This is a genomic window from Gemella sp. 27098_8_149 (genome assembly GCF_041433745.1).
In the GTDB taxonomy this organism is placed as follows: Bacteria; Bacillota; Bacilli; order Staphylococcales; family Gemellaceae; genus Gemella.
The window spans coordinates 1-18,492 of sequence record NZ_JAPWCB010000025.1 but is presented as its reverse complement, the minus strand read 5'-3'; the positions used below and the strand labels follow the sequence as shown (position 1 = coordinate 18,492).

The window sequence follows — 18,492 nt, the reverse complement described above, 5'->3', positions numbered from 1 at the left end:
AAATTATCGCTATGTCTAGATATTAATACTTAGACATAGCGATTGATTTAATTTTTTCATATGTTATTAGTAAAGTTACCAACTAATTACTTTTCCATCTTCTATTTTTATATCAGCATCATAAAGTTTGTTTAGAAGATTTTCATCGAAAAAGTTAGCAGCTTGATCATTTTTAATTACTTTTCCATCAAGAAGAGAAATAATATTATCACTATATGCTAGTGCCTGATTTATATCATGTAGGACCATGATAATAGTAATTCCTAGAGATTTGTTAAGCTCTCTAACAAGTTGCATTATAGATTTCTGATATTTTATATCAAGGAAAGTAGTAGGTTCGTCTAATATAATAATATCAGTGCTTTGTGCAAGTGCCATTGCGATATAAACACGTTGAAGTTGGCCTCCTGATAATTCATCTACACGTTTATCTCTATATGCTACTAAATTAGTTTTTTCAAGAGCAAATTCAATTTTTTCTATATCACTAGCGCTAGGCTTGTAGAAGAAGATGTTTTGATAAGGAAGACGAGCGAAACTTACCATATCATAGACGGTAATTTCTCGTGGAGTTTTATTCTTTTGATAAACAATTGCAAGAATACTCGCAAGTTCTTTTAATGAATATGAATTCAGTTCCTTACCTTCGATTTTTACACTTCCAGAATTATAGTTTAAGTTTTTTGCTAATATTTTTATAAGTGTACTCTTCCCACAACCATTTTTTCCAAGCAGGGTAGTAATCTTACCTTTTTCAATACTAACATTTAGACCTTCAAAAAGTGGATTTTTATTATTATACTTAAATGTAAGGTTATTAATTTCTATTATGTTTTCCATTAACTTACTCCTTTCTTAACTAAAATAATAAATGCAGGTCCACCTATAATCATCATTATTAAATCAGCAGGTATTTCTATTGGTGCGAAAATAACACGACCTATTGTATCGAATAAAAGTAGGATAAATGCACCTAGTAGAGCACTGAATGGAATAGTATAAATATGATTTCTTCCAATTATAATCTTAGCAATATGAGGTGTAATAAGAGCTAAGAAGACCATAACACCAGCAACAGCTGTAGAAACAGAAGCAAGAGCTACTGCAACAAATGAAATCAGCAGGCGAATTATATTAATATTGATTCCTAATGAACTAATAATATTATCATCTAAAGCGAAGATATTACATAGTTTAGCTAAGAAGAAGCTAATAATTAGTAGTAATGGAATCCAACCTAATAATAATGAAACATCATCCCAGTTTTTAGTTCCTAAACCAACAGTTTTAAACGTAGTTGAAGTAGTAGAGTTAGCTTGGTTTAAGTACTGCATAGAACTTAGTATTCCTGTGAAGAAATAACTTATTGCAATACCGATTAAAATAATTTTAACATTATTCTTTGTTCTACCTGCTAGGTAATAAATGATTAAGAAACCAAGGACTCCACCGATGATAGAAAATATTGATTTAAATATCATGAATTGAGGGAATAATCCTAATCCCAAGTATAAAAATAGGTTGGCTCCACTAGAAACACCAATAATACTAGGATCGACAAGTGGGTTCTTTAATACTGTTTGTAATAATAAACCACTAACCCCAAGAGCAGCACCTACTAATATAGTGATGATAATTCTTGGAAAACGAACGTCGATAATTGCATTAACATTGGCGTATTCTCCAGTAAAGATACCAACAGCTAATTGCCCGACGCTAGCTTTTATACTACCACTGTTCGCTGCAAAAAATATTGTACTTAATAAAAGTAGAATAAGAACAGAAAAAGTGATTGCTTTTTTGTTTTTAAACATTAAGAGCCTCCTTATATAGTTTATATGTTTAGTATATCACATTGTTTTAAAATTGTATTATGTAAAAAACCAGAGGCAGCAGTGTGCTACTTCTGGTTTTAAGTATTAGTTACTATAGAAAATACTGTATAGACTTTCTAATCCTTTTTGGTAATCGTATGTAGCTGTCATACCAAACATTGAGCTATCTAAATCGACAACTTTATTATTTTTTACCGCATCAAAGTGAGACCAACTCTTATTGTTTTCAAATTCTTTTTTAAACATTTCATTTACGTTATCAGGCATAGCATGAGCAGTACGTAAAATGAAGTCTGGTTTATCATTTAAAGCAGTTTCTAAGTTTAGATTTTTAAACTCTTCAGTACCTTTAATGATATTTTCACCACCTGCTAATTTTACAAGGTTACCAACATAAGATTTCTCAGTAGCAGCCATGTAACTTCCTGGTAAGCCCATAAGAACAAGAACTTTTGGTTTCTTCTTATTAGCGATTTTTTCATTGAATTTAGCGAAGAACTCATCATGTTCTTTCTTTAATTCTTTGAATTTTTCTGTTTTACCAAATTCCTTTGCAAGATCTTCTGTAATAGAGTATAATCCATTAACACTACGAATATCTACAAATTTATAAGGGATTTTATTTTTCTCGAATCCTTCTTTTATCCAGTCTTGCAAACTATCTGGTGCGTATACAATAGAAGGATTAATCGACTTGATAACTTCCATATTTGGATTCATAGGAAGTCCGATTTGAACAGTGTTGTCATATCTTTTAGGCATACGACCTAATTTTGTGGTAGGAACAGCTGCTAATTTAATATCAAGAACATTAGCTACTTGAGCTAAAGCTACAGAGTCCATTATGACACGTTTACCATTTTCTTCTTCAGATTTTTTATCTTTATTTACACCTGTTAAGTCAATAGTCTCATTAAAAGCTTTATCAGCTAGATTAGGATCTGTTCCAGTAGTATTACCAGCTTTATTTTGTGATGAACAAGCAGTAAGTACTAAGATACTAGCTAGAAGTAGTGTAAATAGTAGGGATAGTTTTCTTTTCATGAATTATCTCCTAATTATTTTTTCTTTTTTTAAGAGCAAAGAAAGCTCCAGCAGCTATTACAAGAACTCCGATACCTCCGCCAACATAGTAAGGTACGTAGTTTGTTTCTTTAATAGCTTCCATATCTAAACCATCATTTCCATTTTTTATAGTATCAGTATTAACTTCTACAAAATAACGAACAGGACGGTTCATAGGTTCTACATACATTTGTACCATAGCTAAGAAGTTTTCATTTGGCACTTCGAATCGATAATCAACATAGCTATCTTTATATTGTTCAATGTTAACTTTTGTTTCAGTAGCCTCTATTTGTTTAAATTCTCCATCTTTTTGAAGAACTTTAATGAAAGGACCTTGTTCTTTACTACGTTGAACCCAGTTCATAAGGTGTATACGTACAGTAGCATATAATTTACCATCTTTTGTACGTTGAAGCATTGCTTTAGACCAACGTTTTTCACCGTTAGATTTTTGATTTTTAAGAGCATCATTTAGATCTCCACCTGCATTAATAGGTGAGATAACTCCTTGTACCATACCTTCACCGATAGCAGCGTTTTTAGTACCACCATCAGCGGTAACACCAGTAAGAGGGTTTAGATATGAACCTGTAATGTCAAGGTTATAAAGACCAGGATTTTTTGTCTTTTGGTCATCTTTAAAGTAATCTTCTAATTTCTTAGCAACAAATCCTTCAGGTGCCTTATTCTCATCTTTTTTATCTTTGTTTTCTTCTTCTTTTTTCTTATCTTCAGCTTTTTTCTCTTTTTCTTTATCTTTAGATGAATCTTCAGAACCAGATACTAGATTAGCTGCAGACCAATTGAATTTAATAATAGCATTTTGAGATGCATCACCACCCATAATTTGGTTCATAGCATCAACAGCAACTCTAACACCAACTTTATCAGGTTTAGCTTCACCGAAATTAAAGCTTAGAGTTCCAGGATAAGTACTAGTACCACCATCTAAGTTAGTATCATTATAAGTACTTGTTACTGAAGCGGCAGTAAGACTTCCTGAGAAAATAGGAGATGAATAAATGTTAAGTGATAATAAGTGACCGTGCATATTACTGAAATCCATCGGAGTGAATTGAACAGTAATAGTAGAAGTGTTATTATCATGAACATTTACAGTAGCATGTGTAGCTAATGCATTATTTCCCATAGAAAGTCGACCACTATTTTCAGCATGCCACAACTCAACAGGTACACTGTATACCTTGTCAGCAGCGTGTACATTTTTTACGAAGGGTACATTACTAGATGTAACGATAAATGTTAATGTAGCAATAACTATCGTTAATAGTTTTAAAACTCGTTTCATTATTAAAACTCACTTTCTTATATGTTATTTAATTTTTAATTAAGAAAGACGGGAAATATTCCCGCCTTTCAGAGTAGATAATATTATAGTTGTTTAGCGAGATATTATCTTACTATTTTATTTTTCTTTTCTTCTACCAACCATGAAGGCACTCATTAAAGTAAGAGCTCCTGCAAGAATAGATGATGATGTTTCTAATCCTGTATTAGATAGTCTTCCGTTGTTTAGACGACCACCTTTTGGAGTTAAAGCATTAGCTCCATTACCAGCGGCACTAGCTCCAGGTTGTCCTCCTGTAACAAATGCTTTTCCTTGTCTTTCTGTGGCGTTAGACCAGTTAAGGCTAAGGATTGCATCTTTTTTACCAGCACCTGGCATAATGCTTTCCATTGTCGGAACGAATACTGAAACAGGAATGTTAGTTAATTTTTCATTTGATGTGAAGTGGATTTGAACCTGCTTCATAGCTCCACCTGTTTCTACAACAGGGTACTCAGTACCATTAACCCAGAAACGTCTAATTCCGTCTGTAAGTGTTCCTACTTTAATATCGTGGAAACGTACGATATAGTGGTATGTATCTCCATCTTTGTATACAGTGATTCCATCTAATGCTGCATTACCCATAGAGGCACGGCCTGCTTCATATGCGTTTAGTAGTGAAGCAGTTACGTTATCAAAGTATGTAACAGTACGTTCTTCACCTTGTTCTTGAGGTGCAGCAGGAAGAGGTGTAGTTGATGAAGTGATTGGTGAAGTAGGTTGTTGTCCTCCTGGATTTTCATCTGGATTAGATGGTTTAGGAGTATAACCACTGTTTCCTGGGTTTCCACCAGCTATTGGTTGCCCTTGTTGCTCAGTTACACTAGACCAGTCAAATGATAAAGTAGCATTTTGAGTACCGCCACCAGGCATAATATCTTCCATTACTTGTACGAATACTGAAACAGGAACTGATGTTAGTTTTTTAGTAGATGTGAAGTGAACTTCTACTTGGTTATTAGCACCGCGAGTTGAGTTAACAGGGTATTCAGTACCATTCACCCAGAATTTAGAGATTCCACCGGTAAATCCTTGAGTTGAAAGATCGTGGAATCTTACGATGTAGTGGTAAGTACTTCCTTCTTTAAATACAGTAACATTACTGTGTTCTAGAGCTGCATCTCCCATAGATTTTTGTCCAGGACGATAAGCATTCAGTAGTGTAGCTTTAACTCCTTTATAGAAAGTTGCAGTAGCAGAAGGAGTAGGTGTAGTCACTACAGGTTTTGGTTGCTCCTTAGGTTTAGGTGTTTCTACAGGTTTAATAGGTTTAGCTGGCTCTGTAGATTTAGGAGTTTCTACAGGTTTAACAGTCTCAGTTGGTTTATCAGCTGGTTTAGCTGGATCAGCTGGTTTATCCGAAGGTTGAGTATTTTTAGGTGTTTCAGGTTTTACTGGAGATTCTGTCACAGCAGGTTTAGCTGGAGTTTCAGCTACAGGCTTAGGAGTCACTACAGGTTTATCAACAGGTTTAGGAGTAAGTTTTTCTTCAACTCCAGTTAAATCTAGACTAAGAATTGTATCTTTTTTACCTTGACCAGCATTTCCAGATAGCATTCCGATTTCTTCCATTACTTTAACAAAGACAGTAGCATTTATTTGTGGTTTTAGTTCTGATAAAGTAAATTCAGCTAATTTAGGGTTTTTAATGCTAGGATTTTCTGTGTATTCTATTGGTTGTAATGGTGTTTCTTTACCTTCTATCCAAAGTTTAGATACTCCATCAGTTAACTTTCCTACTTCGATATCTTTTAATATTAACTTATATTTATAACCATTGGATACTTTTTGAACGGTTAATTTAACTATAGAAGCAGAAGCCATTGATGTTTTTCCGGCTTCATATGCGTTTAAAGCTGTTGTTGGCACTTCTACTTCTGGATTTTGAGTATCAGCTGCTAATAAAACTTTGTTGTTTTGTGTAGTTGCTGAATAATCCACCACAGCAAGGGTTGAGATTATAGTTGCTGCAGATAGAACTTTTAATAATTTATTTGATTTCATCTTATCTTGATTTCTCCTTATATTTCTTTATACATGACTTTATACAAAGGGATAAAATATCCCTTTGTATAAGAGTTCGTTTTATATTATTTGTTATTTTTTCTGCGTAGAACTAGAGCAGATAATAATACTAGTGCACCTAAACCAACAGTTGCTGTTGAACTTACTCCAGTATTAGCTAACGCTTTAAGTCCTTTAGCTACAGTTTGTGAAGTTTTTTGAACAGTAGTTTTTTCAGCCTCAGCTTTTTTATCTTCTTTAGTTTCTTTTTGTCCAAAGATATCTTGTGTTGCTGGTTGTGCTTGTTCTTTTACTTTTTGCTCTTTGTTTAACTCATTGATATCGAATGCTGGTAATTCAGGTTGAACAAGAGCTTCACCAGTTTCAAATTTTGGTTTTTCGTTTGATGTTGGTCCTTCAGGTTGAACTGGAGTTTCTCCACTATTTGGTTTAGTTGGAGTACTTGGTTCGCTTGATGGTTTATCATTGTTGTCAGTAGGAGCAGGGTTTACAGGAACAGGTGTATTCTGATCTGAAGCCACAGTTTTTGATTTTACAATTGTGTATAAACTGAAGTGACTTGTGAAGAATGTAAGTTTACCATCTTTGTAAACACTTGGAATTCTTTCTAGTTTATCACCATTTACATAGTAAACTTCTAGTTTTTCATCTTCGTTAGCAACAACGGCTACTGTAACAGCACGAGTTTCACCTTGTTTGTTAACTGTATTTCCGTTTGCATCAGTAAAGTGAAGATCTATTGTTTTAACAACACTTAGATTTTCATCAGCTTTTTTAACAAGTTCTTCAACTTTTTCTACAGTTTCTTTATTAGCTTTTTCAACTACAAAGTTAGATGCTTTTACTGCAGAGTTATCAAATGAAACTTTGATTTCTTCTGATGAACCATTTTCTACAACTTTAGCAACTAAAGTATCTTTAAGTGATGCAGAATTAACGATTTCTTTAAGTTTTGATGCTTCTTCTTTGTTAACATCTTTGTTGTTAGCAATATTAGCTAATGCTTCTTTTTTAAGTTCTTCTAATTTTGCTTTTTCTTTTTCAAGTTTTTCTTTTTCAGCTTGAGCTTTAGCAGCAGCTTCTTTTTCTAATTTTTCTTTTTCAAGACGATCAGCTTCAGCTTTTTGTGATTTTTCTTTTTCAAGTCTTTCTTTTTCGGCTTGAGCTTTAGCAGCAGCTTCTTTTTCTAATCTTTCTTTTTCAAGACGATCAGCTTCAGCTTTTTGAGCTTTTTCTTTTTCAAGTCTTTCTTTTTCAGCTTGAGCCTTAGCAGCAGCTTCTTTTTCTAATCTTTCTTTTTCAAGACGATCAGCTTCAGCTTTTTGAGCTTTCTCTTTTTCAAGTCTTTCTTTTTCGGCTTGAGCCTTAGCAGCTTCTTCTCTTTCTAATTTTTCTTTTTCAAGACGATCAGCTTCGGCTTTTTGAGCTTTTTCAAGTCTTTCTTTTTCAAGTCTTTCTTTTTCAGCTTTAGCAGCTTCTTCTTTCTCTAATCTTTCTTTTTCAAGACGATCAGCTTCAGCTTTTTGAGCTTTTTCTTTTTCAAGTCTTTCTTTTTCGGCTTGAGCTTTAGCAGCTTCTTCTCTTTCTAATTTTTCTTTTTCAAGACGATCAGCTTCGGCTTTTTGAGCTTTTTCTAATCTTTCTTTTTCAAGTCTTTCTTTTTCAGCTTTAGCAGCTTCTTCTTTCTCTAATCTTTCTTTTTCAGCTTTAGCTTTTGTAGTTTCATCTTTGTGTAGTGATGTTACTTGATCAGCTGTTAAAGGAGCAGCAGAATCCCAGTTGAATTTAAGTGTTGCTGCAACATTTGAATGACCTTTTAATGGTTTTCCATTTACTGATACTGAGAATGTAATAGTTTTTTCAGTTAATTTTTCAGGACTTGTGAAGTGGAATACTTTTTCATGACCTTCACCACCAAGATCAGTTCTTTCAGCTGCATTACCATCAACAGTTATAGTATCTACAGTTCCTACTAGAGTATTGACATCTAAGTCTTTAAATGTTAAATAGTAGTTGTAAGTATCATTTACTTTTTCAACACGAGTTTTTTCATGTACTAATGCACCATCTGCCATTGAAGTTCTATTAGATTCATGAGCATTATTAATTATAGCCGGAACTAAGTTATTAGCAACTTCTTCTTTAACTTTTTCTACAGTAGGGAAGTCTAGAGCTATTGTACTTTCAGCAGCACGTTCTTCAAATCTAGGTTTAGCTCCACCTTTAGTTTGTACGCTAATTACAGTATCAACTTGGATTTTATCTAGAAGAGTATCAGTTAAGATTTTACCTTCTTTTAGTTTAGTAGCTGCATCAACTTCAGTAAAGTTAATTTCAGTTCCTTTATAAGTAAGTTTAGAAACTGTAAATGGTTTATTACGTAATAAGTAAGTAGAAGATTTACCTTCTTTTACTTGAATAGTGTATTGATATTTATCTCCAACTTTTTCAACTTTTACATCTTTAACAAATGCATTTTCATAGATTGAGCTTGAATTAGTAGTTCTACCATTTAATTCACCTTTAACAGTAGCAGGGAATGTAGTAGGAACTTTATCAGCATCTACTTCATGATCAGGTACTGAAGGTTTAGCAGGTGTAACTTCTTTAGGTTTTTCCACTTTAGGGAAGTCTAAAGCTATTGTACTTTCAGCAGTTCTGTCTTCAAATCTAGGTTTAGCACCACCTTTTGTTTGAACATTTAATACAGCATCTACTTGGATCTTGTCTAGAAGAGAGTCAGTTAAGATTTTACCTTCTTTTAGCTTAGTAGCTGCATCAACTTCAGTAAAGTTAATTTCAGTTCCTTTATAAGTAAGTTTAGAAACTGTGAATGGCTTATTACGTAATAAGAAGTTAGTAGATTTTCCTTCTTTAACTTGGATAGTATATTGATATTTATCCCCAACTTTTTCTACTTTTACATCTTTAACAAATGCATTTTCATAGATTGAAGCAGTACCAGTAGTTCTACCATTTAATTCAGCTTTTACTGTAGCAGGGAATGTAGATGGAACTTTATCAGCATCAACATTGTGGTCAGCAGCTGTTGGTGTAGCTGGTTTTGGTTCTTCTTTTGGTGTAGTTGGTGTAGGCTTAACTGGTTTAGGTTTAGCAGGTGCAACTACATCTTCTAATTTTACAGGTCTTTCCTTATAGTCAGTAGCTGTTTCATAGTATAGTTTTAATGTAACAAAGTGTGACATTAAAGCACCGTTAGGATATGGAGCAGTACCGTCTAATTGAATTTTTTCTAATAGTTTGTCAGTAATGATAGATCCTTCTTTTACTGAAGAATTTCCGTTTGACGCTAAAGTAGTTAATGGAATATCTTTACCTTGGTATGCTACTTTATGTAATTCAAATGGGTAGAACTCTCCACCTACATCAGCAAGACCTTTTTTGAATCTTAGAGTATATTTGTATTTATCTCCAACTTTTTCAACTTTAACATAACTATCTAAAGCAGAACCGTATAATGATTCTTCATCGTTGTTGTTAGCATTTCTTAAATGTCCTTGAACGTGGATAGGGAAGTCTTTTTTAATAGTTCCTTTGTATTCAACGTCTTTGTTAGGATTTTCGTAAGTTGCAGCTTCATAGTTATCAGCTGTGACTTTTTTTCTAGCTAAAGAAGATAAATCAAATTTTAAAATCATTTTTTGAGTTCCAGTTCCAGGAGTATTATTCTTTTTACCAATAGATTCCATAACAGGAACAAACACTTTAGTAAATGTTTCTAGTTTATTATTAGCATCAATTTTATTTTTATCTACATTGAAAGTAACAGTTTTTGGATAAACAGTACGATTAGGGAATTTTTCTTTGTAGACATCTACGAAATTGTCAGTATCATTGGCACTGTAATTTTCAACTATAGTTGAGTCTTTATACTCATGATCATCAATTTTTTCACGATCTGCATGTGTCTTATCTCCATCATAGTATTTTAAATCTCCTAAATAACCAGTAAGACCACCAAATGTGATAGGTTTAAATGAAACATTTACAGAGTATTCTCCATTTTTTACTATTAATTTTGTTTTTTCATTATCGATTGCAGCGGCAGCCATAGAAGGACGACCTTCTTCATGGAATTTTAATGCTTCAGCACTAATCTTATATTCCCCATCTTTTAAAGCTTTAACATCTTGAGCTACAGTTGCTGGTTCTTCAGCTTTAGGAGCAGTAGTTGCTGTTGCTGGCGTAGTTGCGGGGGCTGCAGCAGAGTTCACTGCTGGAGTTGCTGATGAATTAGTTTCTCCAGTAGTAGATGCTGGCGCTGTAGGTTGCGTAGTAGTTGGCTTCGTAGCAGAAGTTGTTGTATTTGCTACAACAGGTGTTTCTTCCGCTGCGAATGCAAAACTATCTTGATCGTATGCTTCGATTGCTGCAACAGCAGAAAAAATTGCAGTTGCTGACAAAACTTTTAATAATGTTGTATTTTTCATATTAGGAATTTTCTCCTTTATTTTGTATATTATTAGATATTAAATCGTTACCACTATTATAATACAAAAGCTATAAAAAATAAAGAAAAAAATGATAATTGATATCAACTATCCCTAAAAACAGGTCTTTTTTTCTCAAAAACTTCAAAAACAAGTCACAATTTAGACACAAATTAAAACAAGCTTGGAATTCACCAAACTTGTTTTAATAATAATTATTTATTAGTTTTTCTACGTAAGATAAATGCAGATAGTAAAGTTACTAATCCGAAGAAGCCTGTAGTTGCAGTATTAACACCAGTGTTTGCTAATGATTTTTTAACATTTACAGTAGTGACATTAGATTCTTTAGTGCTTACTGGAGTAGCTACAAACGTATCTTTAACTTCAGATTGTCCAAAGATATCATTGATAAGTGGTTTTTTATCTGATGTAGTAGTTGTTTCTTCAGTCAATCGTTTTTGTTCTCTAAGGTACCCATCTAAATCAAATTCAGGTTTTTCTAATATTGTAGCTTCTCCTTTAACTGTAATTGGCCCTTTATGGTTACTAATGAACCCATCTAAATCAAATTCAGGTTTCTCTTCAATTGCAGGTTCACCTTTAGCAGTTACAGGTGGTTTTTCTCTTTCAAGTCTTTCTTTTTCAGCTTTTTCCTTAGCTAGTTTTTCAGCTTCAATACGTTCTTTTTCAGCTTTTTCTTTAGCTAGTTTTTCTCTTTCGATACGCTCTTTTTCAGCTTTTTCTTTAGCTAGTTTTTCTCTTTCAATACGTTCTTTTTCAGCTTTTTCTTTAGCTAGTTTTTCAGCTTCGATACGTGCTTTTTCTTCTTTAGCTTTTTTATCGGTAGCAACTTTTTCATTTGCTTTAGCTTTTTCTTCATTTTGAAGTTGATTTACGATAGTTTTAGTAAGTGGAGTAGCTTTAGCCCAATCGAATGCAAAACGTGCAGGTGTATTTTTGTGGAATGGTCTACCACCAGCGTCAACATCAACTGTCACATTAACTACATCGTATTTTTCTTTACTTGTGAAGTGGTATAGTTTTTCGTGATTTGAACCACCAAGTTCAGTTAGAGTAGCAGTTGTACCATTAACTGTAAGATTTGTTAATTCACCAACGTATGGTCCGAATGCTAAATCTTTCGCAGTTACATAGTAGTGATATGTATCTCCAACTTTTTCAACACGAGTTTTTGATTTGTCGATTGCACCATCTCCCATTGATTTAGTGTTAGCAGTTGCATCCATCATTGTTAGTGGTACAAGATTATATTTAGGTTCTGTTATAGTTTTTGTAGTTAATGAATTTAAATTATATTCAAGGATCATTCGTTGAGTACCTGAACCAGTAGGGAAAGCTTCCATTACAGGAACGAATACTTGAGTATATGTTTCCAGTTTATTGTTAGCGTCGATTTTATTTTTGTCTACATTATAAGATAAAGTTTTAGGATAAACTGTGCGTCCAGGAAATTTTTTCTTGTATACATCTATAAAAGCATCTTTTTCATTTTCTGAATAATTTTCAACGATAGTCGTATCTTTAAACTCATTGTCTTGAATATCGTAGCGATTACTATGTGTTTTATCACCATCGTAATATTTTAAATCACCAAGGTAACCTTTCTGATTGAACAAATCAATAGGTTTGAAATTCACATTTACAGAGTATTGTCCATTTTTAACAATCAATTTTGTATTATCTTTGTCTAATCCAGCCGAGGCCATAGATGGATCCCCATCTTTACCGTAGAATTTAAATGCTTCTGATTTAATATCGTATGTACCATCTGGTAAATTCTTAACATCTTGAGGTACTGTTTTTGTTTCTACATCGCTTTGATTGTTAGTAGCAGTTGCTGCAACTTCAGTAGCGAATGCGTTGTGATCATAAGATTCTATTGCTGCGATTGCAGTGAATATTGCAGAAGCAGAAAGAACTTTTAATAATGTTTTATTCTTCATAATTATAGAAATTTCTCCTTAAAAATTGTATTTTGTGATTATAAAATTTATCATAACTATTATAATACAAGAGTGTCAATTAATAAAGAAAAAAGTGATAACTAATTTCATTTACAACCTAAAATAGACGAAATTTACAATAAAATTACATTGATAATTCACAAATTTGCCATATTTGAAAAGAGGTTAATTTTAAAATATGAAAAAATATTATTATAAAAAGTTCTATGATATAAAAGTAATTTAATTATATAAATTTTGTAAGCCCTTAAACTAAATTGTTGACATTTTATATTTTCTATGCTACGATTTAGAAAGTGAATAGAGTAAAATCACTGGGGGAGCCAGTAGGCTGAGATAACATAGTTAGACCCTTTGACCTGAACTAGATAATGCTAGCGTAGGAAACGTGAATATTTTCAAAATAGAATTAATCCAATGCAATTGGAAAATATACTATGAGTAATATATGTTTCAGAGTTCTCTTACGTTAGTAAGGGGACTTTTTTATTTATCATAAGTGATATTATTTTATACTAAAATTAAATATATTTAGGGGGATATACCTATGAAACTTATTACTGATATTATGGAAGAGAAGGCATTACCAATCGTTGATAAAATATATAATGATGGCTTTATTCAAGGATTAATTCGTGCTGATTTATCAGAGAAAGCAGTAGAGCACTATCTGAAAGCTGATGCACTTTATTTAGAGAACTTTAGCGATATTTATGCCATTCTTTTAGCAAAAAGTAATGATAAAGTTGAAAAAAACTTTTTCTTAGGTCAGATTAATTTTGTATTAAATGAGGAAATTGCTGCACACAAGAACTTAGCAGATTACATAGGGAGAGATTATCAAGAAATTATTAAAGGCGGAGAGTGGTATCCATCTGCAGACCATTATATAAAACATATGTACTACAATGCCTTTGCATTTGGTATGGCAGAAACACTAAGTGCAATGGCGCCATGTCCATGGATTTATAAAATGGTAGCTAGAAAGATTTTAGCTAATCACAATTTAGCTGAAGACCACCCACTAAAATTCTGGGTTGAGTTTTATGCTGATGGCTTAGTAGATGAAGTACTTACTGAGTATCACAAAATTATCAATCGTGAAGCTGAATTTATGAGTGAAGAAGGTAAACAAAGACTTATTAAAAACTTCTTAGAAAGTTGTGAACATGAACGTCGTTTCTTCAATATGGCTTATACACAAGAACGTTGGGATTTAGAGGTATAGGGCATGAGTAAACTAAATATTGCATTAACTATTGCAGGAATTGATCCAACGGGTGGAGCAGGAATTATGGCAGATCTAAAAAGTTTTCAAGCACGAGAAGTGTATGGAATGGCTGTAGTTACTAGTGTCGTTGCACAAAATACGTTAGGTGTTCAAATGATAAGAAATTTAGATTTAGATATATTAGAAGCGCAATTAAAAAGTGTGTTTGATGATATAACACCTGATAGTATAAAAACTGGAATGATAGCAAATGCTGATATGATGAAATTAATTAAGAAGTATTTACCTAAAGATGTTCCTTATGTTGTTGATCCAGTCATGGTTGCGACAAGTGGGGATAAATTGATAGACGATGTTGCGAGAAAACACCTAAAAGAAGAGATATTACCACTAGCAACTATTATTACACCAAATGTACCTGAAGCAGAAGAAATTGTTAATTTTAAAATATTAACAGAAGATGATGTTAATCGTGCAGGTAAATTCATTATCGATGAAGTTGGATGTAAGTCAGTCGTTATAAAAGGTGGACATCTAACAGGAGAAGCGAAAGATTATTTATTTTTAAATGATGGAACTAAAAAAGTATGGACTAGCGAAAGATTTAAGACCAACCATACACATGGAACAGGTTGTACATTTTCAGCAGTTATTACAGCAGAATTAGCAAAAGGAAAAAGTATTGTTGAAGCTGTAGAAATTGGGAAAAAATTTATTACAGCCGCAATTAAATACACACCAGAGCTAGGTCATGGAAATGGCCCTGTGAATCATATAGCATTTAAAGGAGATTTATAAATATGACAAGTTTAAAATTATTAAAAGAGAAAGCACCATTAGTAATTTGTATAACTAATGATGTAGTTAAAAATTTCACAGCAAATGGATTAGTAGCACTAGGAGCATCACCAGCGATGAGTGAATATCCAGAAGATTTAGAAGACTTATTAAAATATGCTGGAGGATTATTAATTAATATTGGTACATTAACAGATGAAACTTGGAAATTATACCAAGAGGCACTTAAAATAGCTGAAAAATACAATGTACCCGCAGTATTAGATCCTGTAGCTTGTGGAGCGGGAGCTTATAGAAAAAAAGTATCAGATGATTTAATCAACAATTACAAATTAGCAGCTATCAGAGGAAATGCTGGAGAAATTGCATCTTTAGTAGGAATAAATGTAGCTTCTAAGGGAGTTGATAGTGCGGGAGTAGATAATATTGATGAAATTGCCTTAGCAGCAAATGCTAAGTATAATATCCCTATAGTAGTAACTGGTGAAGTAGATGCTATTGCAGTCAACGGAGAAGTAGTAACTATCCATAACGGAAGCGCAATGATGCCTAAAGTTATTGGAACAGGATGCTTATTAGGGGCAGTTCTAGCAAGTTTTGTTGGACTAGAGAAAGGTGAAGAATTAAAATCATTAGAGACAGCTATGTTAGCATATAATATTGCCGGGGAAATGGCAGAAAAACGTCCTAATGGACATCTTCCTGGAACATTCAAAGTCGAATTTATTAATGCGTTATATGAAATCACTGATAAAGATATTGAAACATTTAAAAAGGTGAAATAATTATGTTTAATAAAGAACTATTAAAATTATATTTTATTTGTGGAACTACTACTTGCTTAGGTAAGGATTTATATACAGTAGTTGAAGATGCTTTAAAAGGTGGAATAACTTTATTTCAATTTCGTGAAAAAGGTGAAGGAGCATTAGAAGGTAAGGAAAAAGTAGAATTAGCAATAAAACTACAAGATCTTTGTAAAAAATACAATGTTCCGTTTATTGTTAATGATGATATAGAGTTAGCATTAGAAATAGATGCTGACGGAGTACATGTAGGGCAGGACGACCTAGGTGTTGATGAAATTAGAAAATTAATGCCTAATAAAATAATAGGTCTTTCTATAGGAAATGAAGAAGAATTTAAACAATCCAAAGTTGAATATGTAGATTATGTTGGTGTAGGACCTGTATATGTCACACAATCAAAAGATGATGCTGGCGGTGCTATAGGTTATGAAGGTCTAGAGTTAATGAGAAGATTATTACCACAAATGCCATTAGTCGCAATCGGTGGTATTCAGACACAACATATTAAAGATATTATGAAAACAGATGTTGATGGTATATCTATTATATCAGCAATCGCATATTCAGATAATATTGAAAAAACTGTTCGTGAAATGATCGAACAATTCTAAAATTAGCCTCCAAAGTTTAATCATTCCTTGATAATTTTTAAGGCATGATAATAATAGTAGAACAAAGAGTTAGATTAATTTTTTGTTCTACTTTTTATTATCAATTGATAAATATGAATATAAGTTATATAATTAGTGTGAAAAAAAGATTACTAAATAATAGTAGGAGGAATTTTTATGACGAATATAGTATTAATACATGGTACATGGTGTGATGGAACTGTTTGGGGAGAATTTGTTAATGAATTAGAAAAATTAGGTTTAAATGTATATACTCCAACTTTAAGATATCATGATTTACCTTATGAAGAAGTTGAAAAAAAGGTAGCAGATGTTAGTTTAGATGAATTTGCTGATGATATTGTAGATCTAATAGAAACGCTAGATGAAGCTCCGATTGTATTGGGGCACTCTTTAGGAGGACTTCTTGCGCAGAAAGTTGCTATGAAGACAAAGACTAAGGGGCTTATTTTAATGGGAACAGCACCTGCTGCAGGAATATTCGCTTTTTACCCAAGTATGGTAATTTGTTTCTATAAACATTTTCTACGTTGGGGATTCTGGAAAAAATCTATGCCACCGTATAAGCATGCCTTCTATGATTATTGTATGAATAATCAAGATGAAGCGGACAAGGAGAGAGAATTTTCTAAACTAGTTCCAGAATCAGGTTTTACGTATTTCCAAATGGCACTTCCATTTTTAGATAAGCAAAAAGGTGCATATATTGATTTTGAAATAGTAACTGAACCTGTATTAGTAATAACTGGAAGTGAAGATAAAATGGTGCATCCAAATATAGCAAAAGCAACAGCTAAGAAATATAAAAATTCGACATTAAATATTATAGAAGGATCAGACCACATGTATGAGGCTCCGAAATATAGAGATAAAACAGTAGAAGTAATAGAGCAGTGGTTAAAAAATATAACAAACAAAGAATTGTAAGAAGAGATAGTCATTTATGTAAATGAAAAAGTAAATATTCGTGAATTTTCAAAAAACTTTTTAAAAAAATTCAAAAAAAAGTGTTGACAATTTTATTTGCTAATGATAATATATAGTCAAGTTAAAAATTACCGATATTCAAATAAGTACTTTATAGGAACTTTTACAGAGAGTGTGAGTAGGTGAAAGCACACAATGCAGATCATAAAGGAAAATGGTTTGAATGGTAAAAAAAGTGAGTTTTAAAACACAAGCTTTTTTCGTAGGCGTTACGTTACAAACGCACACTATCTCGTGTATATTCTAGATGCATAGACGTTGTAGTGGTAAAGTTCGTAGTTTACGAAAAAGTAAGGTGGTACCGTGAAATTAGTTTCGCCCTTATTCTCTTTGGAGAGTAAGGGCGATTTTTTTTACATAAAATTCGCAAAACCCAAAAATAAATAATAAAATCAAAAGGAGAAAATTATATAATGAAGAAATTATTATTTTTAGTAACAAGTTTCATACTTGGAATCGTATTAATTGGATGCTCAAGCGCATCAAAAACTGAGAAAAAAGGTATCGATGTTGATAAACTAGATCCTAGCAAACCTGTAACAGTTAAAGTTGGAGCTACTAACGTGCCTCACGCTGTATTATTAGAGCACGTTGCTCCACAACTTGAAAAAGAAGGAATCAAATTAGACATCATTACATACCAAGACTACTATGTACCAAACAAAACGTTAAACGATAAAGAAATCGACATTAACTACTTCCAACACGTACCATTCTTAAAAAATGCTATTAAAGAAAATGGATACAAAATTGAAGATGCTGGTGCAATCCACTTAGAGCCAATCGGATTATACTCTAAAAAAGTTAAAAACGTTAAAGACCTTAAAGAAGGTGCTAAAGTATTAGTAAGTAACAACAAATCTGAATGGGGACGCGTAATTAAATTATTAGCTTCTGAAGGATTAGTAAAAGTTAAAGATGGTGTAGACCCAGTAACAGCTACTTTCGATGATATCGCTGAAAACCCTAAAAAATTACAATTCAGCTACGAAAATGATCCAGCTTTAATGGTTAAATTCTACCAAAACGGTGAAGGTGACCTAGTTTCAATCAACGCTAACTTCGCTGTTGATGCAGGATTAAACGCAGCAACTGAGCCAGTATTAGTAGAAAAAGCTACAGACGACAACCCATACGCAAACATCATCGTTGTTCGTGAAGGGGACAAAGACAAACTTGTTGTTAAAAAACTTGTTGCAGCTTTAAAATCTGAAGATACTCAAAAATTCATTAAAGAAAAATGGAATGGAGCAGTATTACCTGTTAAATAATTCCAATTAAAATCTTAAAAGGCAGTTCGTAAGAGCTGTCTTTTTT

13 protein-coding genes and 1 riboswitch are annotated in these 18,492 nt (G+C 32.7%); of the genes, 6 read left to right on the top strand and 7 right to left on the bottom strand.

What is annotated here, in order from left to right:
- Positions 1–75: 75 nt before the first annotated feature.
- The 7 genes from O3801_RS07980 to O3801_RS07950 all read right to left on the bottom strand — a co-directional run bounded on the left by O3801_RS07980 (position 76) and on the right by O3801_RS07950 (position 12,697).
- Complete coding sequence (locus O3801_RS07980) at positions 76–840, bottom strand: ABC transporter ATP-binding protein (RefSeq protein WP_371454624.1); 765 nt, start codon at positions 838–840, stop codon at positions 76–78.
- Positions 840–1,814 (bottom strand): FecCD family ABC transporter permease, encoded by a 975-nt coding sequence (locus O3801_RS07975; RefSeq protein WP_371454623.1) that lies wholly within the window; start codon positions 1,812–1,814, stop codon positions 840–842. The genes O3801_RS07980 and O3801_RS07975 overlap by 1 nt, the downstream gene beginning before the upstream one ends.
- Positions 1,815–1,919: 105 nt before the next feature.
- Positions 1,920–2,879: a heme ABC transporter substrate-binding protein IsdE gene (gene isdE, locus O3801_RS07970; protein ID WP_371454622.1), complete on the bottom strand. Its 960-nt coding sequence runs from the start codon at positions 2,877–2,879 to the stop codon at positions 1,920–1,922.
- A 10-nt stretch (positions 2,880–2,889) separates the two neighbouring features.
- The gene (locus O3801_RS07965) at positions 2,890–4,212 is read right to left on the bottom strand and encodes a heme-binding Shp domain-containing protein (RefSeq protein ID WP_371454621.1); all 1,323 of its coding nucleotides are present in this window, start codon (positions 4,210–4,212) and stop codon (positions 2,890–2,892) included.
- 117 nt (positions 4,213–4,329) lie between these two features.
- Positions 4,330–6,258 (bottom strand): hypothetical protein, encoded by a 1,929-nt coding sequence (locus O3801_RS07960; RefSeq protein ID WP_371454620.1) that lies wholly within the window; start codon positions 6,256–6,258, stop codon positions 4,330–4,332.
- A gap of 86 nt (positions 6,259–6,344) precedes the next feature.
- Entirely contained in the window at positions 6,345–10,730 is a 4,386-nt protein-coding gene (locus O3801_RS07955; RefSeq protein WP_371454619.1) for a peptidase, read from the bottom strand.
- A 215-nt stretch (positions 10,731–10,945) separates the two neighbouring features.
- Positions 10,946–12,697: a hypothetical protein gene (locus O3801_RS07950; protein ID WP_371454618.1), complete on the bottom strand. Its 1,752-nt coding sequence runs from the start codon at positions 12,695–12,697 to the stop codon at positions 10,946–10,948.
- A 327-nt stretch (positions 12,698–13,024) separates the two neighbouring features.
- A riboswitch (TPP riboswitch) is annotated at positions 13,025–13,122 on the top strand.
- Between the two features lie 143 nt (positions 13,123–13,265).
- Between O3801_RS07950 and tenA the strand changes: the two genes are divergently transcribed.
- The 6 genes from tenA (at position 13,266) to O3801_RS07920 (ending at position 18,446) form a co-directional block, all read left to right on the top strand.
- Positions 13,266–13,946 (top strand): thiaminase II, encoded by a 681-nt coding sequence (tenA, locus tag O3801_RS07945; protein ID WP_371454617.1) that lies wholly within the window; start codon positions 13,266–13,268, stop codon positions 13,944–13,946.
- Between the two features lie 3 nt (positions 13,947–13,949).
- Entirely contained in the window at positions 13,950–14,747 is a 798-nt protein-coding gene (gene thiD, locus O3801_RS07940; protein WP_371454616.1) for a bifunctional hydroxymethylpyrimidine kinase/phosphomethylpyrimidine kinase, read from the top strand.
- Between the two features lie 2 nt (positions 14,748–14,749).
- Positions 14,750–15,532, top strand: coding sequence for a hydroxyethylthiazole kinase (thiM, locus tag O3801_RS07935; protein ID WP_294683821.1), 783 nt, complete (start codon positions 14,750–14,752; stop codon positions 15,530–15,532).
- A 2-nt stretch (positions 15,533–15,534) separates the two neighbouring features.
- Positions 15,535–16,167 carry a thiamine phosphate synthase gene (gene thiE / locus O3801_RS07930; protein WP_371454615.1) on the top strand — a complete coding sequence of 211 codons (633 nt, stop codon included), beginning with the start codon at positions 15,535–15,537 and terminating at the stop codon, positions 16,165–16,167.
- Positions 16,168–16,344: 177 nt separating this feature from the next.
- Complete coding sequence (locus tag O3801_RS07925; protein ID WP_371454614.1) at positions 16,345–17,115, top strand: alpha/beta fold hydrolase; 771 nt, start codon at positions 16,345–16,347, stop codon at positions 17,113–17,115.
- Positions 17,116–17,588: 473 nt separating this feature from the next.
- A complete protein-coding gene (locus O3801_RS07920; protein WP_371454613.1) occupies positions 17,589–18,446 on the top strand; it encodes a MetQ/NlpA family ABC transporter substrate-binding protein in 858 nt (285 codons plus the stop codon).
- Positions 18,447–18,492: the final 46 nt, after the last annotated feature.